General features: G+C 74.8%; 15 protein-coding genes and 1 pseudogene. 9 read left to right on the top strand and 7 right to left on the bottom strand.

The window, feature by feature from the left end; genetic code table 11:
* Window position 1: 1 nt before the first annotated feature.
* The 6 genes and pseudogenes from MQV74_RS06690 (at window position 2) to pulA (ending at window position 8,833) form a co-directional block, all read left to right on the top strand.
* Window positions 2–1,012, top strand: a complete 1,011-nt coding sequence (locus MQV74_RS06690) for a carbohydrate ABC transporter permease (protein WP_242715106.1) — start codon at window positions 2–4, stop codon at window positions 1,010–1,012.
* Complete coding sequence (locus MQV74_RS06685; protein ID WP_242715105.1) at window positions 1,009–1,866, top strand: sugar ABC transporter permease; 858 nt, start codon at window positions 1,009–1,011, stop codon at window positions 1,864–1,866. Before MQV74_RS06690 ends, MQV74_RS06685 begins: the two co-directional genes overlap by 4 nt.
* A 34-nt stretch (window positions 1,867–1,900) precedes the next feature.
* Window positions 1,901–3,556 (top strand): glycoside hydrolase family 13 protein, encoded by a 1,656-nt coding sequence (locus MQV74_RS06680; RefSeq protein ID WP_242715104.1) that lies wholly within the window; start codon window positions 1,901–1,903, stop codon window positions 3,554–3,556.
* A complete protein-coding gene (locus MQV74_RS06675; RefSeq protein WP_374120590.1) occupies window positions 3,544–4,626 on the top strand; it encodes a LacI family DNA-binding transcriptional regulator in 1,083 nt (360 codons plus the stop codon). The genes MQV74_RS06680 and MQV74_RS06675 overlap by 13 nt, the downstream gene beginning before the upstream one ends.
* A 125-nt stretch (window positions 4,627–4,751) precedes the next feature.
* Window positions 4,752–6,155, top strand: a pseudogene (locus MQV74_RS06670) (alpha-amylase); the annotation flags it as partial.
* The gene (pulA, locus tag MQV74_RS06665; RefSeq protein WP_308402246.1) at window positions 6,152–8,833 is read left to right on the top strand and encodes a pullulanase-type alpha-1,6-glucosidase; all 2,682 of its coding nucleotides are present in this window, start codon (window positions 6,152–6,154) and stop codon (window positions 8,831–8,833) included. The pseudogene MQV74_RS06670 and the gene pulA, both read left to right, overlap by 4 nt.
* Here pulA and MQV74_RS06660 read toward each other — a convergent pair.
* The 4 genes from MQV74_RS06660 to MQV74_RS06645 form a co-directional block, all read right to left on the bottom strand.
* The gene (locus MQV74_RS06660) at window positions 8,777–9,724 is read right to left on the bottom strand and encodes a dihydrodipicolinate synthase family protein (protein ID WP_242715102.1); all 948 of its coding nucleotides are present in this window, start codon (window positions 9,722–9,724) and stop codon (window positions 8,777–8,779) included. The genes pulA and MQV74_RS06660 overlap by 57 nt on opposite strands.
* Window positions 9,725–9,783: 59 nt before the next feature.
* Window positions 9,784–11,103: an aminotransferase class I/II-fold pyridoxal phosphate-dependent enzyme gene (locus MQV74_RS06655; protein WP_242715101.1), complete on the bottom strand. Its 1,320-nt coding sequence runs from the start codon at window positions 11,101–11,103 to the stop codon at window positions 9,784–9,786.
* A 99-nt stretch (window positions 11,104–11,202) separates the two neighbouring features.
* Window positions 11,203–12,660 (bottom strand): flavin-containing monooxygenase, encoded by a 1,458-nt coding sequence (locus tag MQV74_RS06650; protein WP_242715100.1) that lies wholly within the window; start codon window positions 12,658–12,660, stop codon window positions 11,203–11,205.
* A gap of 69 nt (window positions 12,661–12,729) precedes the next feature.
* Window positions 12,730–13,326 carry a TetR/AcrR family transcriptional regulator gene (locus MQV74_RS06645; protein ID WP_242715099.1) on the bottom strand — a complete coding sequence of 199 codons (597 nt, stop codon included), beginning with the start codon at window positions 13,324–13,326 and terminating at the stop codon, window positions 12,730–12,732.
* A gap of 108 nt (window positions 13,327–13,434) precedes the next feature.
* Between MQV74_RS06645 and MQV74_RS06640 the strand changes: the two genes are divergently transcribed.
* The 3 genes from MQV74_RS06640 (at window position 13,435) to MQV74_RS06630 (ending at window position 16,120) form a co-directional block, all read left to right on the top strand.
* Window positions 13,435–13,854: a nuclear transport factor 2 family protein gene (locus tag MQV74_RS06640; protein ID WP_242715098.1), complete on the top strand. Its 420-nt coding sequence runs from the start codon at window positions 13,435–13,437 to the stop codon at window positions 13,852–13,854.
* Window positions 13,855–13,971: 117 nt separating this feature from the next.
* Window positions 13,972–15,345: an MBL fold metallo-hydrolase gene (locus MQV74_RS06635; RefSeq protein ID WP_242715097.1), complete on the top strand. Its 1,374-nt coding sequence runs from the start codon at window positions 13,972–13,974 to the stop codon at window positions 15,343–15,345.
* 19 nt (window positions 15,346–15,364) lie between these two features.
* Window positions 15,365–16,120 carry a sulfite exporter TauE/SafE family protein gene (locus MQV74_RS06630; RefSeq protein ID WP_242715096.1) on the top strand — a complete coding sequence of 252 codons (756 nt, stop codon included), beginning with the start codon at window positions 15,365–15,367 and terminating at the stop codon, window positions 16,118–16,120.
* 43 nt (window positions 16,121–16,163) lie between these two features.
* On the opposite strand, the gene MQV74_RS06625 is transcribed toward MQV74_RS06630, so the two are convergent.
* The 3 genes from MQV74_RS06625 to MQV74_RS06615 all read right to left on the bottom strand — a co-directional run bounded on the left by MQV74_RS06625 (window position 16,164) and on the right by MQV74_RS06615 (window position 21,850).
* Complete coding sequence (locus MQV74_RS06625) at window positions 16,164–16,445, bottom strand: metal-sensitive transcriptional regulator (RefSeq protein ID WP_242715095.1); 282 nt, start codon at window positions 16,443–16,445, stop codon at window positions 16,164–16,166.
* A gap of 88 nt (window positions 16,446–16,533) precedes the next feature.
* A complete protein-coding gene (locus MQV74_RS06620) occupies window positions 16,534–16,983 on the bottom strand; it encodes a protein-tyrosine phosphatase family protein (protein ID WP_242715094.1) in 450 nt (149 codons plus the stop codon).
* A 451-nt stretch (window positions 16,984–17,434) separates the two neighbouring features.
* The gene (locus MQV74_RS06615; RefSeq protein WP_242715093.1) at window positions 17,435–21,850 is read right to left on the bottom strand and encodes an AAA family ATPase; all 4,416 of its coding nucleotides are present in this window, start codon (window positions 21,848–21,850) and stop codon (window positions 17,435–17,437) included.
* Window positions 21,851–21,874: the final 24 nt, after the last annotated feature.

The following is a 21,874-nucleotide window of genomic DNA, read 5'->3' as shown; positions in this document are numbered from 1 at the left end:
GATGGCTGTTGAGAGCGGCCCCCGGGTCGCCCCGGCCGCGGACGCCCGGCGCGTCCGCGGCCGGGGCCCCCGCGCGGGAAAGAGCCCCGGACGCCTGCGCAGGGCGCTGAGCACGTACTGGTACGCCTGGGCCATGGTCGCCCCCGTGGTGATCGTCATCGGCGTCATCGTCGGCTACCCCCTGGTGCGCGGCATCTACCTGTCGACGACGAACGCCAACGAGGCGAACGTCGAGCGCACCATCGGCGTCAACCACATCCCGGCGACCTACGAGTCCGTCGGCCTGGACAACTACAAGGCGATCCTCGACGACGGCGTCTTCTGGGACCGGCTGACCTGGACCGTGGTGTGGACGGTGTCCTGCGTCGCCCTGTCGTTCGCGATCGGCCTGGTCCTCGCGAACATGCTCAACCGCAAGCTCAAGGGCCGCTCCTTCTACCGGATGGCGCTGATCCTGCCCTGGGCGGTGCCGGCCTTCGTCTCCGTCTTCACCTGGCGGCTGCTCTTCAACGAGAAGAAGGGCCTGCTCAACGCGATCCTCGAAGGCGGCGGCCTCGACGCGATCCCCTGGCTGAACGACCCCACCTGGGCGAAGCTCTCGGTGATCGCCGTGAACGTCTGGCTCGGCGTGCCGTTCATGCTCGTCGCCATGCTCGGCGGCCTCCAGTCCATCCCCGGCGAGCTGTACGAGGCCGCCGAGATGGACGGCGCGAGCGCCTGGCAGCGCTTCCGCTACGTCACCCTGCCGGGGCTGCGGTCCGTCGCCACCACCGTGGTCCTCATCAGCGCCATCTGGACCTTCAACATGTTCCCGGTGATCTTCCTGCTCACCCGGGGCGGACCGGGGGACGCCACCGAGATCCTGGTGACGTACGCCTACCGCCTGTCGTTCGTCGTCAGCCCGCGCGACTTCGCCGGGTCCGCGGCCTGGGGCGTGCTCATCCTGCTGCTCCTTTCGCTCTTCGCGGTGGTCTACCGCCGCGCGCTCCGCAAGCAAGGAGAGGTGTGGTGACGTCAGAGACCCCGAAGAAGGTCAGGGCGCGCGGCGAGCGGGGCCCGCTCGCCTCCGTCGCGCTGCACGCCACCCTGCTGGTCGCCGGCCTCATCGCGGTGCTCCCGCCGCTGTGGCTGCTCGTCACCTCGTTCAAACCGGAGAGCGAGGCCTTCTCGACCGCCCTGGTCAAGGACTTCACCTTCGGCAACTACGACCACGTCCTGAACGAGACCAAGTTCCTCGACTGGGTCGGCAACTCGCTGTTCGTCGTCGGCCTGACCACGGTCATCGGCGTGTTCATCGCCGCGACCACCGGGTACGCGGTCAGCCGGTTCAAGTTCCCCGGCATGCGGCCCCTGATGTGGCTGCTGCTCATCACCCAGATGTTCCCGGTCGCGGTGCTCATCGTGCCCCTGTACAACCTGCTCGCGCGCCTTGAGCTGCTGAACCAGCCCATGGGCCTGGTCCTCACGTACCTGACCATCGCGGTGCCGTTCAGCGCCTGGATGATGAAGGGGTACTTCGACACCATCCCGGTGGAGATCGACGAGGCGGGACGCGTCGACGGGCTCAACCCGTTCGGCACCTTCTGGCGGCTCATCCTGCCGCTCGCCAAGCCCGGCCTGGCCGTCACCGGCTTCTACAGCTTCATCACGGGGTGGGCCGAGGTCGCCTACGCCTCCGCGTTCATGACCGGCGAGGAGAACCTCACCCTCGCGGGCGGCCTCCAGACCTTCGTCAACCAGTACACCAGCGACTGGGGTTCGCTGACGGCCGCCGCCGTGATCGTGGCCGTGCCCGCCGCCGTGATCTTCGGCCTCGTCCAGCGGCACCTCGTCTCCGGGCTCACGGCCGGCGCGACGAAGTCCTGACACCCAGCACCCGCCACCACTCCTCAGGGAAGACATGACCCAGCATCTCGCTGCCCCCGCCGCCGACCACACCTCCGGTACGCGTACGGACTGGTGGCGCGAAGCGGTGATCTACCAGGTCTATCCGCGCAGCTTCGCCGACGGCGACGGCGACGGCATGGGCGACCTCACGGGCGTCCGCGCCCGCCTGCCCTATCTGAAGGACCTCGGTGTCGATGCCGTCTGGCTCAGCCCGTTCTACGCGTCGCCGCAGGCCGACGCGGGCTACGACGTCGCCGACTACCGGGCCGTCGACCCCATGTTCGGCACCCTGGACGACGCCGACGCCCTGATCCGCGAGGCGCACGACCTGGACCTGCGCGTCATCGTCGACCTGGTGCCGAACCACTCCTCGGACCGGCACGACTGGTTCCGGCGCGCCCTCGCGGAGGGCCCCGGCTCCCCGCTCAGGGAGCGCTACCACTTCCGGCAGGGCAAGGGCGCCGACCGCGAACTGCCGCCCAACGACTGGGAGTCCGTCTTCGGCGGGCCCGCCTGGACCCGCACCGAGGACGGCGCCTGGTACCTCCACCTGTTCGCCCCCGAGCAGCCCGACTTCAACTGGGACCACCCGGCCGTCCGCGACGAGTTCCGCTCCATCCTGCGCTTCTGGCTCGACAAGGGCGTCGACGGCTTCCGCGTCGACGTCGCCCACGGCCTGGTCAAGGCCGCGGGGCTGCCCGACATCGGCCACCACGACCAGCTCAAGCTCCTCGGCAACGACAGCATGCCGTTCTTCGACCAGGACGGCGTCCACGCGATCTACCGCAGCTGGCGCCAGGTCCTCGCCGAGTACGCGGGCGACAAGGTCATGGTCGCCGAGGCCTGGACCCCCACCGTCGAGCGCACCGCCCTGTACGTGCGCCCCGACGAAATGCACCAGGCCTTCAACTTCCAGTACCTGGGCACCCACTGGGACGCCGCCGAGCTGCGGGCGGTCATCGACTCCTCGCTCGCCGCGATGCGGCCCGTCGGCGCCCCGGCCACCTGGGTGCTGTCCAACCACGACGTCACCCGGCACGCCACCCGGTTCGCCAACCCGCCGGGCCTCGGCACCCAGCTGCGCACCCCCGGCGACCGCGCGCTCGGCCTGCGCCGGGCCCGCGCCGCCACCCTCCTGATGCTGGCCCTGCCCGGCTCCGCCTACCTCTACCAGGGCGAGGAGCTCGGCCTGCCCGACGTCACCGACCTGCCCGACGCGGCGCGCCAGGACCCGTCGTTCCACCGCGCCCAGGGCCAGGACGGCTTCCGCGACGGCTGCCGGGTGCCCCTGCCGTGGACCAAGGACGGCTCGTCGTACGGCTTCGGCGCGGGCGGCAGCTGGCTGCCGCAGCCCGAGGGCTGGGGCGAGCTGAGCGTCCAGGCGCAGACCGGCGACCCGGCGTCGACCCTGGAGCTGTACCGCGAGGCCCTGCGGGTGCGCCGCGCCCGTCCCGAACTCGGCGCGGGCGACGCCCTCCACTGGCTGGACGCGCCCGAGGGCGTGCTCGCCTTCCGCCGCGCGGGGTTCGTGTGCACCGCCAACACCACGGGCGCCTCCGTACGGCTGCCCGCGCCCGGCCGGGTGCTCCTCGCCAGCGCGGACGTGGAGGCGGCGGACGGCGGCGTGGTCGAACTGCCCGCCGACACCACCGTCTGGTGGGAGGTGTGACGACCTCCGCGCCGCGGGGCGCCGACCGGGGTCCACGGGACGTGGACCGCGGCGCCCCGCGGCTCGCGGACATCGCCGCGCAGGCCGAGGTCAGCGAGGCCACCGCGAGCCGCGTCCTCAACGGCAAGGCGGGCGTCGCCGCGGCCACCCGGCGGCGGGTGCTGGCCGCCCTCGACGTGCTCGGCTACGAGCGCCCGGTGCGCCTGAGGCGCCGCAGCGCGGGCCTGGTGGGCCTGGTCATCCCCGAGCTGACCAACCCGATCTTCCCGGCGTTCGCGCAGGTCGTCGAGCAGGTGCTCGCCGGGCACGGCTACACGCCCATGCTCTGCACCCAGCTGCCGGGCGGCGCCACCGAGGACGAACTGGTCGAGCAGCTGGAGGCGCGCGGCGTCAGCGGCATCGTCTTCCTGTCCGGGCTGCACGCCGACACCACGGCCGACCCCGGGCGCTACCTCGAACTGGCGGGCCGGGGCGTGCCGTTCGTGCTCATCAACGGCTACAACCCGCACGTGCCCGTCTCCTTCGTGTCGCCCGACGACCGGGCCGCCGTACGGATGGCCGTGCGCCATCTGGCGGAGCTGGGCCACGAGCGCGTCGGCCTCGCCATCGGCCCGAGCCGCTACGTGCCCTCGCGCCGCAAGGTGGAGGGCTTCACCGCGGCCCTGCACGAGCACTTCGGCCTCGCCCAGGGAGAGGCCGAACTGCTCGTGCGGAACACGCTGTTCACTGTCGAGGGCGGCCACGCGGCGGCCAGCGCGCTCCTGGACGCGGGCTGCACGGCGGTGGTGTGCGGCAGCGACATGATGGCGCTCGGTGCGGTGCGGGCCGCCCGTCAGCGGGGGCTCGCGGTGCCCGGTGACGTGTCGGTGGTCGGCTTCGACGACTCGCCGCTCATCGCCTTCACGGACCCGCCGCTGACCACGGTGCGCCAGCCCGTGCAGGCGATGGCGTCGGCGGCCGTCGGCGCCCTCCTGGAGGAGATCGACGGAAACCCCGTGCAGCGTACGGAGTTCGTCTTTCAGCCGGAGCTGGTCGTGCGCGGCTCCACGGCGGCCGCGCCCCGCGCCTGAGCGGTTTCCGCCCGGTGACGGGAGTGTGTCCGAAGGGTTGACCGGTGTTGTTGAGCGCCGTACGGTCACGGCGCAAACGGTGTTGCAAGTTTTCTGCAACAACCTTCAACCCCCCAGGAGGACCCGTGACATCCCCGAGCAGCGGCGCGCGCCGCGGACGGCCACGCACCGCGACCCTGGCGCTCCTCGCGGCCGTCGGCGGCGGCGTCGTGGGCGCCGCCCCGCAGGCCCAGGCGGCCCCGCCCGGCGGCAAGGACGTCACCGCGGTGCTCTTCGAGTGGAAGTTTGACGCGGTCGCCAAGGAGTGCACCGGCCGACTGGGCCCCGACGGCTACGGCTTCGTCCAGGTCTCGCCGCCGCAGGAGCACATCCAGGGCCCGCAGTGGTGGACCTCCTACCAGCCCGTCAGCTACCGGATCGCCGGGCGCCTCGGGGACCGCGCCGCCTTCAAGAAGATGGTCGACACCTGCCACGGCGCGGGCGTCAAGGTCGTCGTGGACACCGTCATCAACCACATGGCGGCCGGGAACGGCACCGGCACCGGCGGCTCGTCGTACACGAAGTACGACTACCCGGGCGTCTACGCACGCCCCGACTTCGACAACTGCACCGCGCAGATCACCAACTACCAGGACCGCTTCAACGTCCAGGAATGCGAGCTCGTCGGCCTCGCCGACCTGGACACCGGCGAGAACCACGTGCGCGGCCGCATCGCCGCGTACCTGAACGACCTGCTCTCCCTGGGCGTCGACGGCTTCCGTGTGGACGCGGCCAAGCACATGGCCGCCGCCGACCTGAAGGACATCAAGTCGCGCCTCAGCGACCCGAACGCGTACTGGAAGCAGGAGGCCATCCACGGCGCGGGCGAGGCCGTCTCGCCGGACGAGTACCTGGGCAACGGCGACGTGCAGGAGTTCCGCTACGCCCGTGACCTCAAGCGCGTGTTCCAGAGCGAGAAGCTCGCCTACCTGAAGAACTACGGCGAGGGCTGGGCCTACCTGCCCTCCGGCAAGGCGGCCGTGTTCGTCGCCAACCACGACACCGAGCGCGGCGGCGACACGCTCACCTACAAGGACGGCGCCGACCACACCCTGGCGCACGTGTTCATGCTGGCCTGGCCCTACGGATCGCCGGACGTGCACTCCGGCTACGAGTTCACCGACCGCGACGCGGGCCCGCCCAACGGCGGCCAGGTGGCCGCCTGTTACCGCGACGGCTGGAAGTGCCAGCACGCCTGGCCCGAGGTCCGCGGCATGGTCAAGCTGCGCAACACCGCGCGGGGCACGGGGGTGACCGACTGGTGGGACAACGGCAACGACGCCATCGCCTTCGGCCGGGGCGACAAGGCGTACGTCGTCGTCAACCACGAGGGGGCGGAGCTGAACCGCACCTTCCAGACCTCGCTGCCCGCGGGCGGCTACTGCGACGTGCAGAGCGGCCGGTCCGTCACGGTCGACGGCTCGGGCCGGTTCACGGCCGCCGTCGCGCCGAACACCGCTCTCGCCCTGCACACGGGGGCGAGGAAGTGCTGACCTCCCGCTCCTCGCTGACGGCGGCCGTGGCCCTCGCCCTGCTCGCCGCCGCCGTGCCCCTGTCCTCCGGCGCGACCGCGGCGCCCGGCGGGACGGACCTCGACCTCACGACGTCCAAGGCGCAGTGGATAGACCGTTCTACCGTCGCGTGGGACACACCGGGCCGGGACGCCGAGGTCCGGTACGCGCGCGACGGCGGCCTCATCACGGACGGCGGCGACCTGCGCGGCGAGGCCCGCCGGATCCGCCTCGCCCGCGTCCCCGGCGGCCTCACCGCCGCCCAGCGGGCCGCGTACCCGCACCTGAAGGACTACGCCGCCTTCCGCGTCGACCCGCGCGACCGGGGCCGCGTGCGTACGGCCCTCACCGGGCAGCTCGCCGCCGTCACGCGCGACGCCGACGGCACCGCGCGCGCCGCGACGGGCGTCCAGATCCAGGGCGTCCTCGACGACCTCTACAGCCGCGCGGCCACCAGGGCCGACCTCGGCCCGGTCTTCACCGGCGGCCGCCCCCGGCTCGCCGTGTGGGCGCCCACCGCCCAGGACGTCCGCCTCGACATCGGCGGCCGCAGCATCCCGATGCGCCGCGACGCGGCCTCCGGCGTGTGGTCGGCCGCGGGCCCGAAGAGCTGGACGGGCAAGCCGTACCGGTACGCCGTGAAGGTCTGGGCGCCCAGCGTCCGCGAGGTGGTCACGAACAAGGTCACCGACCCGTACGCGACCGCCCTCACCGCCGACTCCCGGCAGGCCCTGGCCGTCGACCTGGACGACCCGAAGCTCGCGCCCGAGGGCTGGAAGGACCTGCGCAAACCGGCCCCCGTCCCGCTGCGCTCAGCGCGCATCCAGGAGCTGCACGTGCGGGACTTCTCCGTCGCCGACCGCACGGCCAAGCACCCCGGCAAGTACCGGGCGTTCACCGACTCCCGCTCCGCCGGGATGCGGCACCTGCGCGCGCTGGCCCGCGCCGGGACGTCGTACGTCCATCTGCTGCCCGTCTTCGACTTCGGCACGGTCCCCGAGCGCCGCGGTGACCAGGCGGCCCCCGGCTGCGACCTGCCCGCCGCCGCGCCCGACTCCGAGACCCAGCAGGCCTGTGTGGCGCGGACCGCCGCGAAGGACGCCTACAACTGGGGCTACGACCCGCTGCACTACACGGTGCCCGAGGGGAGCTACGCCGAGGACCCCGAAGGACCCGGGCGCACGGTCGAGTTCCGCGAGATGGTCCAGGGGCTCAACCACGCCGGGCTGCGCACCGTGATGGACGTGGTCTACAACCACACCGTGGCCGGCGGGCAGGCCCCCACGTCCGTGCTCGACAGGATCGTGCCCGGCTACTACCAGCGGCTGCTGGCCGACGGCTCCGTCGCCACGTCCACGTGCTGCGCCAACACCGCGCCCGAGAACGCCATGATGGGCAAGCTCGTCGTCGACTCCGTCGTCACCTGGGCCCGCGCGTACAAGGTCGACGGCTTCCGCTTCGACCTCATGGGCCACCACCCGAAGGCCAACGTCCTCGCCGTCCGCAAGGCCCTGGACGCCCTGACGGTCGCGAAGGACGGCGTCGACGGCAAGAAGATCGTCCTGTACGGGGAGGGCTGGAACTTCGGCGAGGTCGCCGACGACGCCCGCTTCGTGCAGGCCACGCAGAAGAACATGGCGGGCACGGGCATCGCGACGTTCTCCGACCGGGCCCGTGACGCCGTGCGCGGCGGCGGCCCCTTCGACGCGGACCCGCGCGTGCAGGGCTTCGCGAGCGGCCTGTACACCGACCCGAACTCCTCGCCGGCCAACGGCGACCGGGCCGCGCAGAAGGCCCGCCTCCTGCACTACCAGGACCTCATCAAGGTCGGCCTCACCGGCAATCTGGCGGCGTACTCCTTCACCGACTCCGCGGGCCGCGCGGTCAAGGGCGCGGACGTCGACTACAACGGGGCTCCCGCGGGCTACGCGGCCGCCCCCGGCGACGCCCTCGCCTACGCCGACGCCCACGACAACGAGACGCTGTACGACGCCCTCGCCTTCAAGCTCCCGCCGTCCACGTCCGCCGCGGACCGGGCCCGCGCCCAGGTCCTCGCGATGGCCACGGCCACCCTGGCGCAGGGCCCCGAGCTCTCCCAGGCGGGCAGCGACCTGCTGCGGTCCAAGTCCCTGGACCGCAACTCCTACGACAGCGGCGACTGGTTCAACGCCGTCCACTGGGACTGCCGCGACGGCAACGGCTTCGGCCGCGGCCTGCCTCCGGCCGCCGACAACAAGGACAAGTGGCCCTACGCGAAGCCGCTGCTCGCCGACCGGGCCCTGGCACCCGGCTGCGCGGAGATCAGCGGCGCCTCGGCCGCGTACCGCGACCTGCTGCGGCTGCGCACCACGGAGCCCGTGTTCTCCCTCGCGACGAGCGAGCAGGTCCAGGCGCGGCTGGCCTTCCCGCTGTCCGGCACGGCGGAGGAGACACCCGGGGTGATCACCATGCGCCTCGGCGACCTGGTGGTGGTCTTCAACGCGACACCGCAGGAGCAGACGCAGCGGGTCACCGGACTCAAGGGCACCGCGTACGCCCTGCATCCCGTGCAGGCACGCGGGGCGGACGCGGTGGTCAAGTCGGCCGCGTACGCGCGGAGTTCAGGCACCTTCCGGGTTCCGGCCCGCACGGTCGCGGTCTTCCGGCGCGGTGTCTGACGACAGCAGGCCCAGGCCGTCGAGGACGGCGACCAGCCGGTCGCGGTCCTCGGCGGCGAGACCGCGCAGCGGCCTCGGCAGGTTCGGCTCGGACACCAGGCCCAGGTGGGCGGCCGCTGCCGACATGACGCGCAGGCCGCCGTGGCGCCGGAACAGCTCCCACAGCGGTGCGAGGTGCTCGGAGCGGGCCGTGGCTCCGGCCACGTCCCCCTGCCGGGCAGCCCGGGTGAGGGCGAGGGCGGTTTCGGGGAACAGGCCGCCGAGGACCGAGTACCACACGTCGCAGCCCGCGGTCAGGCCGGTGGCCGCCGACCAGTCGCCGCTGACGCCGAGCGAGACCGTGTCCGGGACGAGCGCCCGCAGCGCGGCGACGCGCTCCCGGGCCGCGGCCGGATCGCCGGGCACCGGCGGGATCTTGACGGCGGCGACGTTCGGCAGCCGCGCGATGCGGCCGTGGAGTTCGTCGCTGAAGTCCACGTGCGTGGTGCGCGGGTTGTCGTACACGCACAGCGGCACGGACAGCTCGCGCGTCACGTCCTCGTAGAGCCCGAACACCTCGTCGTCGCCGAGCGGCTGATACGTCATCGGGGCGAGCAGGACCGCCGCCGCGCCCGCCTTCTGCGCGTCCTCGGCGAGCGCCAGGACCTGCGCGGTGCGCAGGGCGCCGATCCCGACGAGGACCGGGGTGTCCCCGGCCGCCTCGACGGCGACGCGCGTGGCGCGGGCGCGCTCCTCGCGGGACAGATAGGCGTAGCCGCCGGTGGAGCCGAGCGCGCCGATCGAGTCCACGCCCGCGGCGGCGAGGCGTCCGACGAGCCGGGCGTAGGCCCGCTCGTCGATGCCCGACTCGTCGGTGGGGGTCAGGGGGAAGGCGCTGAGGCCGGTGAACATGACGGGATGTCCCTTCTGCGGAGAGTGTGCGGGAGCGGAGGATGCGGGCCCGGGGCGGGTCACGCGGCGTGCGGGCGGTCGAGGACGGCGGCCAGGTCGGCGGCGAACCGCCGGGCGAGCGGCTCGGTGAGCGTGGCGGTCGTGATCCGCAGCGCCTGCCGGTCGGCGGGACCGGCGGCGAAGAGGTCGCCGGGGCGCACCGCCCAGCCGCGGCGGGCGAGGGCCTCGACGACGGGCCGGGCCCGCTGGTCCAGGTCCACCCAGACGTTCAGGCCGTCGGGCCGGTGGGCGGCGGGGGCGCCGATGCCGTGCGCGGCCAGCTCCCCGGTCAGGAGCGCCGAGCGCGCGGCGTAGGCGCGGCGCGCCCGGTCGTGCAGGGCCCGCACGTCCGGGTCGCGCAGGAGCTCGCGGGCGGTGTGCTGGAGCAGCAGGCTCACCCACATCGTGCCCGCGCTCAGCCGGGTCTCCAGACGCCGGGCGGTCTCCCGGTCGGCGGCGACGAGGGCCAGGCGCAGGTCCGGGCCGAGGAACTTCGACACCGAGCGCACCAGCGCCCAGGTGGCGGTCCCCGTCGGTGTGACGCGGTGGTACGGCACGGCGGAGACGGCCGAGAAGTGGTCGTCCTCGACGACCAGGACCCCGGGGTGCGCGGCCAGGACGGCGCGCAGCTCGGCGGCCCGCCCCGCGGTCAGGCTCGCTCCGGTCGGATTGTGGGCGCGAGGGGTGCACACCACCGCGCGCGCCCCCGACTCCAGGGCGGCGCGCAGGGCCTGCGGGCGCATTCCGGCGTGGTCGACGGCGACCGGGGCGGTGCGGTAGCCGTTGAGGCGCAGCGTGCCGATGCTTGCGAGGAAGCACGGGTCCTCGACGGCCACGGCGTCGCCGCGCGTGAGGTGGGCGTTGAGGAGGCGCTCCGTGGCGTCCGCCGCGCCGTTCGTCACCAGGACCCGGAACGGCCGGTCCGGCAGGTCCTCGGCGAACCGCGCGGTCGCCCACTCCAGGAGGCCGGGGTCGACGGCCGGTGCGCCGTACAGCTGCGGCCGGTAGCCGCCGCGCCCGGCCGCCGCGAGGACGTCGGGCAGCAGCAGGGGATCGGGGTTGCCGCTGGCCAGGTCGGTGAGGCCGCCGCCGAACCCGGCGCCCTCGCGGGCCAGTTGGGGCGTCCCCGCGACCACGGTCCCGCCGCGCCCGTGGGTCTCGGCCACCCCGGCGACCACCAGCTGGCGGTACGCCGCCGCCACCGTGTTCCGGTTCACGCCGAGGTCGGCCGCGAGGGCCCGTACCGGCGGCAGCGGATCCGCGGGCGCCAGCTCTCCGGCCGTGATCAGGTCCCGCACGCTGTCCGCGATCTCCACGGCCGTCGCCCCGCGGATGCCCACGCCCACCACCTCCACCGCCCGTCCGTGCTTTGTCCTGTGCCAAACATAGGATTGTCCTATGCCAAAAGCAATGGGTGGGTGAGGGAGAGCGGTTCCCCGTCACTCCTCTGTCGCCGGGCGTGCGGCCGCCCGTCCGGAGCGGCGGGTGAGGGTGCGGTAACGGGCGGCGCGGTAGGGCCAGTTGTTGGTGATCCTCCCGGTCGAGGTCTTGTACCAGCTGTCGCAGCCCGCCTGCCACACGGTCTTGCCCAGGGCCTCCTGGACGTGGTCCTGGAAGGCGGCGAAGGCCCCCGGGGACACCTCCCACGCGTCCCGGCCGTCGCGGTCGAGCGCGGCCAGGCAGTCGAGGACGTAGCGGACCTGGGCCTCGATCATGAGGACCACGGAGTTGTTGCCGAGGTTGGTGTTCGGGCCGTAGAGGAGGAAGAGGTTGGGAAAGCCCGGCACGGTCATGCCGAGGAAGGCGGCCGCCCCGTCCGCCCAGGCCTCCTCGCGAAGGAGCCGCCCGCCCCGCCCGGTGACGGTCACGGGCGCGAGGAACTCGGTGGCGGTGAACCCCGTGCCGTAGATGAGGGTGTCGAGGGCGTGCTCGGTGCCGTCGGCGGTCACGACGCCGCGCGGGGTGATCCGGGTGACCCGCTCGGTGACCAGCTCGACGTTGTCCCGCCCGAGCGCCGGAAGGTAGTCGTCCGAGATGAGGACGCGCTTGCAGCCGAGGGGGAAGTCCGGGGTGAGCTTGGCCCGCAGCGCCGGATCCGGCACCTGCGTGCGCAGCTGGCGGCGGCAGAGGTACGCGACGGCCTCGCCGAGCCGCCCGCCCCGCACGGCCGAGTACAGCACGGTGTCGCAGAAGGCGAACCAGCCGCCGCGGAAGGCGAGACGGCCCGGCGCCGTGCGGAACAGGGCCTGGTGGAGGGGACCGTAGCGGTAGTCCCACTTGGGCATGACCCAGTTCGCCGAGCGCTGGAACACCCGCAGGGTGCGCGCCTGTCGCGCGACGTGCGGCACGAACTGGACCGCGCTCGGTCCGGTCCCGATCACCCCGACGGCCCTTCCGGCCAGGTCGTGCCGGTGGTTCCAGCGGGCGGAGTGGAACGCGGTGCCCGCGAAGTCCTCGCGGCCGGGAACGTCGGGGAACCGGGGCCTGTTCAGCTGGCCGACGGCCGTCACCAGGACCCGGGCGCGGTGGACGCGGCCTGCGGCGGTGCGCAGTTCCCAGTGCCGGTGCGTCTCGTCGTACGTGGCCGCGACGATCTCCGTGCCGCAGCGGATCCGCGGGCGCAGGCCGTGGGCGTCGGCGCAGTCGTGCAGATAGCGCAGCAGCTCCGGCTGCCCGGGGTAGGCGCGGGTCCAGTCCTCGCGCGGCGCGAAGGAGTACGAGTACAGCTGCGAGGGGATGTCGCAGCCCGCGCCCGGATAGGTGTTGTCCCGCCACACCCCGCCGAGGTCGTCGGCCTTCTCGTACACGGTGAACGAGGTGACACCGGCCCGGGTCAGACGCATGGCCATGCACAGCCCGGCGAACCCGGCGCCGATGACGGCGACGTGATCTGTCATGCCCCCTTCTCTAGCAGCCGAAGGCCCGTCACGGCAGGGAGAGGTGACGTCCGTCGGCTCGGACAGGCCCTAGCCGGGCTCCGTGGCGCCGAGGACCCGCAGGACCGTCGTGCGCAGCGCGGCCCCGGCGGCGGCGCTCGGCACGCGCCCCGCGGCGACCTCGTCACCGGCGGCGTGCCCGAGGGCGACCGTCATGGCCACCAGCCAGCGCGGCGCGAGGCCAGGGGTGAACTCGCCCGCCTCCTGGCCCCGTTCGACCAGCCGGACGAGCCGCTCGGTGACGGGCTCGTGGCGGGCGTCGTCGCGCTCCGCCGAACCGGCGGCCGACGGCGCCTGAAGCAGCCACGCGTTGTTCTCGAACGACGCCCAGGAGGCGTCGAGGAACCTCAACAGCGCCTGGACGGCGGGCCCTTCGCCGAGCGCGGCGGCGTCCATGGCGGCGACCGCGTCCTCGGTGATCCGGTCGACGGCGGCCGCGAGGAGGTCGTCGCGCGAGGAGAAGTGGGCGTAGACGGTCTGCCGGCTCACGCCCGCCGCCTCGGCGACGGCCGCCATGCCCGCGTCAGGCCGCCGGCGCAGCAGGCGCACCGCCGCGTCCAGGACGGCGGTCCTGCTGCGCTCGGCGTCGGCGCGACGGCGCCGGGGCGGTTCCGTGGAAGGCGTCATCTCTTACAGCCTTGTCTGAGTTGTCGAACGCTCATATCTTACAGAGGTGTCAGAGATCGTAGCTCGGCGGCGCGGCCGCCCGGCATCCGTCCAGCGGACAGGAGCGTCATGAAGCCACTCGCCGACACCACCCCCGAAGGGTTCATCGCGGACTTCTTCACCTCCCTCACCGAGTCCACGGTCCGGGGCGACGCGCCGGAGTCCGTCATGGACCGCCACTACACGCCGGACGTCGTGCAGATCAGCGACGGGGTGGCGATCGACCACGACCGCCTCCTGGCCCATCTGCGCCCCGTGCGCAAGAACCTGGTCGGCTGGCGGTTCGACGTGCACGAGGCCGTCGCCGACGGCGGCCGGATCGCCGCCCGCCTCACGATCCACGCCCGGACCCGCAAGGGCGGCCCCACCGCCACCGAGGTGCACCTCTTCGGCGAGTTCACCGAGGACGGCCGCCTGCGCAGATCGCACCAGCTCACCCGGTCCCTGCCCGCGCACGGGCCCGACGGGGCCCCGGCCGCGGGCGCGTGAGCGCGGGGCGGGCGTCCGCGCGGGGGTAAGAACCGCGCCAACCTGTGCGGCGGCCGGAATCGAAAATACCCCCCTGGGTACTCGCCTCGTACCGCCGCCGCATGGGGAGGAGCCGCCGTGTTCGCCGTCGACACCCTGGAGTTCCCGGGCCTGGGCAACCACAGCTATCTGGCGGCGGGCCCCCGCACGGCCGTCGCGATCGACCCGCCGCGCGACGTCGACCAGGTCGTCGCGGCGGCCGCCCGCCGGGGCGTGCGGATCGCGTACGTCGCGGAGACCCACGTCCACAACGACTATCTCAGCGGCGGCCTGGAGCTCGCCCGCCTCACCGGTGCCCGCTATCTGGTCCCGGCCGGGGCCGGCGTGTCCTTCCCGCACACCCCCGTCGCGGACGGCGACGCGGTCACCGTCGACGAGGACCTGGCGCTACGGGCCCTCGCCACCCCCGGCCACACCCCGCACCACACGGCCTACGTCCTGACCGAGGGCGGCAGCGCGGTCGCGGCGTTCACCGGCGGCTCGCTCCTGATCGGCGCGGTGGGGCGGCCCGACCTGGTCGAGCCACGGCTCACCGAGCGCCTGGCCCGCGCCCAGCACGCGTCCGCGCACCGGCTCGCGGACGCGCTCGACGACGCGGTGCGGCTCCTGCCCACCCACGGCTTCGGCAGCTTCTGCGCGTCCGGCCGCGCGCCGGGCGAGGAGACCACCGTCGGCGCCGAACGGGCGGGCAACGCCGCCCTGACCAAGGACGTGGACGCGTTCGTCACCGAACTGCTCGCCGGGCTCGACGACGTGCCCGCGTACTACGCGCACATGGGCCCGGCCAACGCCGCGGGGCCCGCCCCCGTCGACCTCACCCCGCCGGAGCCCGCGACCGCCGCGAGCATCGCCGCGCGCCTCGCCGCGGGCGAGTGGGTGGTGGACCTGCGCCACCGCGTGGCCTTCGCCGCCGGGCACGTGCCGGGGTCCGTCAACTTCGAGGCCGACGGCAAGCTCGCCACCTATCTGGCCTGGCTGCTGCCCTGGCACAGACCCGTCACGCTGCTCGCCGCCTCGGCCGGTCAACTCGCCCGCGCCCAGCGGGAACTGGTGCGCGTCGGCATCGACCGCCCGGCCTCCGCCGCCACCGGAGACCCGCGCTCCTGGGTGGGTCCCGGCGGGCGCCTCGCGGCCGGCGGGTGCGCCACCTTCGCCGACCTCGCCAGGGCCCGCGCCGGGCGCGGCGACGTGGTGGTGCTCGACGTGCGCCGCGCCGCCGAGCGCCGCGCCGGCCGGATCGAGGCCTCCGTGCACATCCCCGTCCACGAACTGCGCGACCGCGTCCACGAGGTGCCGGACGGCGTGGTGTGGGTGCACTGCGCCAGCGGTACGCGCGCGACGATCGGGGCCTCGCTGCTCGACGCGGCCGGGCGGGACGTGGTCGTCGTCGACGACAGCTTCGCCGCCGCCGAGCAGGCGGGCCTCGTCCCTCTCCGGCCGGCCTCCTCCTGACGCGGGCCCGGAACCGTCGATGAGCGCGCTCGTGCTCGCCCTGACCGCCGGAGCCGTGGTCGGCCTCGCCCTCGGCGCGCTGGGCGGCGGGGGCAGCGTCCTCGCGGTCCCCGCGCTGATCTATCTGCTCGGCTTCACCCCGGCCGCCGCGACGACCGCGAGCCTGCTGATCGTCGCCGTCACCTCGGTGAGCGCCCTGTACGCCCACGCCCGCGCTGGCCATGTCCGCTGGCGCGCGGGGGGCCTGTTCGCCGGAGCGGGCATCCCGCCCGCCGCCGCGGCGGGTGCGGCGGCGGGACGGCTGCCGCAGCCGGTGCTGACCGGCGCGTTCGCCGCCGTGGCGGGTCTCGCCGCGCTGCGGATGCTCAGGCCGGGGTCGGCGGGGTCGCGCGGGACGGGTGCGGTGCGGCCCGCCCGGGCGGTGGGCACCGGGGCCGCGCTCGGCGCGCTGACGGGGCTCCTGGGCGTGGGCGGCGGCTTCCTCGTCGTGCCCGCCCTGGTCACCGTCCTAGCCTTCGAGATGCGGGCCGCGACCGGAACCAGCCTGCTCGTCATCGCGGCCAACTCCCTGGCCTCGCTGGCCACGCGGGGCAGCACCACGGCGGGCCTCGACTGGTCGGTGATCGCGCCGTTCACCGGCGCCGCGGTCCTCGGCGCCTGGGACGGCAAGCGCCTCGCGGCCCGGCTCTCCGGGCCCCGGCTGCGGCAGGCCTTCGCCTGCGTGCTGCTCGCGGTGGCGGCCGGAATGCTCGTCGACGTCGGCGTACGACGGTGAGCGCCGCACGGAGCGCCCGGTGGCGCCGGGAGGGCGCGCGCCCTCAGGCCAGGGACAGGAACAGCTTCTCCAGGCGGGCCCGCATCCGGTCCCTGTCCCCGCCCTCGGCGAGGTCCTCGTCCGCGAGGCAGTGCTGGAGCCCCGTCGCGATGATGGCGAACCCGGCCTTGTCCAGCGCCCGCGAGGCGGCGGCGAGTTGGGTGACCACCTCCTCGCAGTCCCGCCCCTCCTCGATCATTCTGATCACTCCGGCGATCTGCCCCTGCGCCCGGCGCAGCCGGTTGACCACGTTCTTCAGCTCTCCGGCCGCCAGCTCCAGATCCATGGGTCGCTCCTTCGGGATACCCCTGCGGGAATCCTACGGAAGTGCCGTACGGGGGCGGCGAGTTCACGAGGGACCGGCCGCCGCGCTCCTAGGAGGCGGTACCGGATCCGGCACCGAAGGCGCGGACGAAGCGGCGCTGCCAGGGGGTCTCCACCGCGCGGCGGTGATAGCCCGCGCGGACGTAGCCGACGGCCTCGTCCGCGGGGACGCCGTCGAGCACGGCCAGGCACGCGAGCGCCGTGCCGGTCCGGCCGAGACCGCCGCCGCACGCGACCTCGACGCGCTCCGTCGCCGCCCGCGCCCAGGCCTCGCCGAGCAGCCGCCGCGCCTCCTCGCGATCCGACGGCAGCCGGAAGTCAGGCCAGCGCAGCCAGCGTGCGTCCCACTGCACAGGGGGTGCGGGCCTGCCGAGGAGGTACAGGGCGAACATCGGCTCGGGCCCCTCGGGCAGCGGCTTTCGCAGAGCTCGCCCGCGCACCAGACGCCCCGAGGGCAGCTTCAGTACCCCCGGGTCCGTGTCGCTCCATCTCTCGGTCACACGGTCACCGTATCCGCCCCGCGCGGAGCAGGTGTCCACGGTGAGCTAGCCGATAATCATCAGGTTCTAACGGAATCTTGACTTCAGGAGGGCATAGTGCAAGGCATGACATCCATGGTTCCAGTCTGTCCGTACTGCGGGCGGGTCGAGTGCATATGCCCGGCGGTGGGCGCGAGCCCCGCCTCGGCGCCCGCGGTGAGCGTGACCGCGTATCTCCCGGCGGCCGAGACGCCCGGCAGTGTGCGCGGGGGGAGGGCGACGGCCGCGCCGTCCTCATAGCGGGAGTCCCGAGGCGAGCCGGATGCCGTCGGCGCGCTCGCCCCGGTCCGGGAAAAGCGGTGCTCGGGCACCGAGTTGAACACCTCTCCGGTCTGCGGGAGCCCGGAGAGGACGACGGCCGGCACGGAGCGCGGGCAAGGTTGTGCGCTCGCCGCGGGCGCGCCCCGGGGGCTCAGCGAGGCGTTTCGCGGAGCAGCAGGACGTCCCGGCCCATGCCGATCAACAGTCCCCGGCCCGGCGCCCAGGTCAACGCCGTGCCGGGCTCGGGCAGTTCGAGCAGGGCCAGGGGGCGGCGGCCGTGCAGGTCCCAGGCGCGCACGGTGGCGTCGGCCCCCAGGGTGAACGCGGCCGGGACCCCCTGGCAGCGCCCCACCGCGACGCCGGTCACGGCGGCGGTGTGCCCCGCGAGGGGCGGGCCGAGCGGGCTCCCGTCGGCGGTGTCCCAGAGGCGGATCGCGTGGTCGCTGCCGACGGTGACGGCGACCGGCCCGGCCACGGAGGGGCGCAGGGCCACGGAGTTGACCGGGCCCTCCTGGCGGATGACGCGCCGGGGGAAGAGCCCTTCGGAGGTCAGGCGCCAGAGCCTGACGGTCCGGTCGTCGCCGCAGGAGACCACGGTCGCGGAGCCGTCCGCCGCCGGGGCGACGGCGACGCCGGTGACCGGCGCGTCGTGCGCGGACACGTGTCGCCCGAGCAGGCTCCGGCCCCGCACGTCCCAGACGGCGATGCTGTGGTCGACCCCGCCGGTGACGACGACGGGCCCGCCGTCGACGCGGCCGACGGCCAGCGCGTCGACGCGGCCGGTGTGCCCGGTCAGCGGCGGCACGACCTGCTCCCCGCCCGGGTCCGTGACCCGCACGGCCCGGTCCGTGCCCACGCTGACGAGGACCGTACGCCGGGACGTGCGGGCGAACGCCACACCGGTGACGATGCCGTGGCCGGTGTCGAGGCGGCGCAGGACGCGGCCGCCCGCGAGCTCGCGCAGACAGATCTCGCTGTCGGCCGCGACGGCGGTCACGCGCACACCGCCGACGGTGCCGCAGGCCAGGGCGGTGACCAGACCGGGATGGCCGTGTTCGGGCGGTGCCGTCGGGGAGTCCGGGTGCCAGCGCCGGATGGTGGTGTCCTGACTGCCGGTCAGTACGACGCGCCGACCGTCCAGCACGCTCGTCGCCAGGGCCGTGACCGCCCGCGCATGACCGCCGACGACCCGCTCCGCGCCGTCGGGCAGCGTCCGCAGGGCGAGGCTCTCGGCCCGGGGAGTGACGGCGACGGCCGGGCCACGGTGGGCGGCGGCCAGCAGACCCACCGGCCCCGTGGCGGCGGGGAGCACGGACGGCGGGCCCACGACGAGGACCGGGTCGTCTCCGGGAGCGTCCCCCGCGCTGTCGAGGCCGACGTTCCAGAGGCAGGCGCGGTCGGGGCCCGCCGCGAGCACCAGCGCACGGCCCCGGCCGCACGGCGCGGCGGCCAGGGACGTGATCCGCGCGGGGGCGTCCGGGAGCGGGGCGCCCAGCGCGGCGCGCCGCCGCAGGTTCCACAGCCGTACCGCCCCGTCGTCGTCCGCGGTGACGGCGACCGGCGCGCCGGGATCGTCGAGCACCGCGAGGGCACGCACCGGCGCCGTGCCGGTGGTGACGACCGGGCCGACGGGCCGACCCTGGTGGGGATCCCACAGCCGCAGCGTGCCGTCGGTCGCGGCGGACAGGACGAGTGCGGCCCCGTCGACCGCGACGAAGGCCACGCCGGTCACCGACCCCCGGTGCCCCCGCAGCGCGGGGCCGTGGGGGCGCTGCTCCTCCAGGTCCCACAGGCGGACGGTGGCGTCGCCCGCTCCGGTCAGGCCGTACGCCCGGGTGCCGAGCCGCCCCAAGGCGACCGCGCGCACCGGACGGGTGTGGCCCGTCAGCGGCAGGCCGAGGGACTGCCCCGTCCACAGGTCCCACAGACGCAGTGCGGCGCCGTCCGTGCTGAGCGCCACCGGGCGACCGGCGGACTCGCCGACGGCCAGCGCGGTGACGGTCCGCTGGGTGGTCACGACCGTGCCGGACACCGGACGGCCCAGCCGTCCGGAGAACCAGGAGGGCGTCCACGCGGCGGGCGCGGCCCCGGGGGAGCGCGTGAGGCGCCGCACGAGCCCGGCGTTCCGCGACCGGGCCGCGTCGACGGCCAGGACGGAGCGCCGCGCCGCGGGGTCCGCGTGGCGGTGCCGGTCGGCGGACATGCCGTACACGCCCGCCAGTTCGCGCGCCTCCGCGCTCTCGGCGGCGTCGAGGTGCCGGATCAGCCCGGCCGGGTCGGCGTGCGCCAGGAACCCGGGGTCCGCGAGGAGCGTGTCGCGCAGCCCCGCGGCGGCGGCGTGCTCGATCAGGTGACGCAGGTGGTAGGGCAGCGCGAGGGCCCAGTCCACGGCGTCGGACCCGGCGGGCCGCAGCGGTGCGAGCAGGGCCAGGTGCACGGAGTGCGCCGACACCGGCGCCGCCTTGAGGTGGTCGACCAGCTCCTGGTGGAAGAGGCGGTACAGGGTCGTGCCGTCGGTGTCCACCGAACGCCGCAGGTAGAACGCGAGGTCGGCGAGGACCTGCGCGACGGTCGCCCGGTCCGTCCCCGTGGCGGGCGCGCCGTCCATCAGCGGCGCCAGGGCGAGGACCAGTTCGGCGGGCAGGCCCGGATGCCCGGCGTGGGAGAGGGCCGTGAGCACGGGCCGGGCCCAGGCGTCCCCCAACTGCCGTAAGTGCAGGGCGAGTACGTCGGGCACGTCGCGCGGCACCTCCGCCACCACCCGGTCGACCGCGCCGGGGCCCACGGGCTCGCGGGCGGTGAGCAGATGCTGGAGGTACAGACTCGCCAGGAGGTACGCCCCCGGCGCGCCGCCCCGCGCCGGGCCTGCGGCGCGGGCGTCGGGCACCAGGGCCCCGGCGATCCGCAGGCTGAGCTCGCCCCGAAGGCCCGCCTGGGCGGCGGTGTCGTACGCGGGATCCCGTTCCAGGTGGCGCAGGAGGTAGCGGGCCACGTCGGTGCGCAGCGCGGTGGCGGACCCGGCGTCGAGGTCAAGGACTCCGCCGTGCCGCTGGGCCTCGGTGAGCAGCGGGGCCGCGTCGGGCACGTCCCGGGTGCCCACCAGGAGGCGGCACACCGGCTGCCCGCCGCGCCGCCGGCCCCGGTCGACGCTGCGGGCCCGGGCGAGCGGGAGGAGCAACAAGGCCACGGTGTCCGGCACATGGGCCGCCTCGTCGAGGGCGTCGACCACGATCACGGCGGGCGCCCCGCCCTGTGAAACCCGCTGCCGCAGCGCGCCCACGACGTCGGCCGCGGTCCACGCCCCGCCCCCGGCGCCGAGCCCCAACTGCCCGGCCAGGGAGGCGGCGAGCTCGGCGGGGCCCCGGCCGCGCGCGTGCACGGCGGCGAACGAGGTCCCGCGTCCGGGCAGCCGCAGGTCCGGCGGCAGCCGGTCGACGAGCAGCGGGCGCAGGTCCGGATGGGCGGCGCACACCAGCATGCCGAGGAGGGCCGACTTCCCCGATCCGGGGCTGCCGGTGACCACGCGCAGGAAGACGTCGTCGATGCTGCCGTCCACCCACGGCGTGAGCAGCGTCAACTCCTCCTGGCGGCCCGTGAACAGACACACCGACCGCTCGGCCACCCGGTGCGCGCCGAAGGCGCGCCCCAGGTAGTGCTGGGCGTCGAGCACGGGGTCGAGCTCGGCGAGGAAGCCGCGCAGGGAGTCCTCGGTGTGCAGGCGGAGGCGGGCCAGCGGCGTCGAGCGGTAGCGGGGGTTGCGGAAGAGCCGCAGGGCGGGCTCCTCGCCCAGGGCGAGCGGCGTGGAGTCCAGGTGCTGCGGCCTGCCGTCCTCCGCGCGCCACAGGGCGTCGAGGGTCCTGCGTATCTCCCGCGCGATCAGCGGGACGGGGACGAACTCGACCCCGGGGTCGGCCCCCAGGCCGTCGGCGTGGATGCGCCGCAGGACCTCGGCGACGGCCTGGCTGAACCGGCCCTGGTAGGCCTTCTCGTCCGCCGCCGACGCGGCGAGCACCCAGGTCTTGCGGCGCTCGGCGCGCAGCCGCGTCCGCCACGCGACCCACTGCCAGTCGACGGCCGAACCGGCGTGGCAGACGTCGAGGAGCAGCAGTACGGAGGGGTGGTCGGGGCGGCGCTCGACCGCGCGCAGCCAGGCCTCGACGTCGAGTCCGTCGTACGGGCCGCTGTCGGTCATGGCGAGGTAGAGGCCGCCCTGGTCGTCGGTGTGGCCGTGGGTGAGCACGTGGACGACCAGGCCGCCCGCGACGGGCGTGGCGCGCAGGGCCTCGTCGAGGGCGCCGTGGGTCTCGGCGAGCGCCGGGTCGGTGAGGACGCCGTCGCCGTGCAGGCGGTGTCCGAGCGCGGACAGCGCGGCGGCGACGGCACCGCTGCGGCGGTGGGCGAAGCGCAGCGGGCGGAAGCCGGGCGGGGCCTCCTCGTCGGCGGGGGCGGCCGCCGGGGGCCGGAAGGCGCCCACGGAGATGACGAGGGAGCGCTCGGCGGGGCTCCCGTCGGCAGGGCCCGCGTCCGGTCCGTGCGGCGCTGGGGGAGGCTCGGTCGGGTCGGTCATGTCTCGCTCGGGTCGGCTGCCGGG

The sequence above is a fragment of the Streptomyces sp. AN091965 genome (assembly GCF_022698285.1).
Classification (GTDB): Bacteria; Actinomycetota; Actinomycetes; order Streptomycetales; family Streptomycetaceae; genus Streptomyces.
This window is presented reverse-complemented; position numbering and strand designations above follow the sequence as displayed.

Bases quoted from the DNA above. Each gene is read 5' to 3' on its own strand.
- MQV74_RS06690 (WP_242715106.1), top strand. From the start codon at position 2: ATGGCTGTTGAGAGCGGCCCCCGGGTCGCCCCGGCCGCGGACGCCCGG.
- MQV74_RS06645 (WP_242715099.1), bottom strand. From the start codon at position 13,326: ATGACGCCTTCCACGGAACCGCCCCGGCGCCGTCGCGCCGACGCCGAG.
- MQV74_RS06650 (WP_242715100.1), bottom strand. From the start codon at position 12,660: ATGACAGATCACGTCGCCGTCATCGGCGCCGGGTTCGCCGGGCTGTGC.
- MQV74_RS06630 (WP_242715096.1), top strand. From the start codon at position 15,365: ATGAGCGCGCTCGTGCTCGCCCTGACCGCCGGAGCCGTGGTCGGCCTC.
- MQV74_RS06625 (WP_242715095.1), bottom strand. From the start codon at position 16,445: ATGGATCTGGAGCTGGCGGCCGGAGAGCTGAAGAACGTGGTCAACCGG.
- MQV74_RS06660 (WP_242715102.1), bottom strand. From the start codon at position 9,724: ATGTTCACCGGCCTCAGCGCCTTCCCCCTGACCCCCACCGACGAGTCG.
- MQV74_RS06640 (WP_242715098.1), top strand. From the start codon at position 13,435: ATGAAGCCACTCGCCGACACCACCCCCGAAGGGTTCATCGCGGACTTC.
- MQV74_RS06615 (WP_242715093.1), bottom strand. From the start codon at position 21,850: ATGACCGACCCGACCGAGCCTCCCCCAGCGCCGCACGGACCGGACGCG.
- MQV74_RS06680 (WP_242715104.1), top strand. From the start codon at position 1,901: ATGACCCAGCATCTCGCTGCCCCCGCCGCCGACCACACCTCCGGTACG.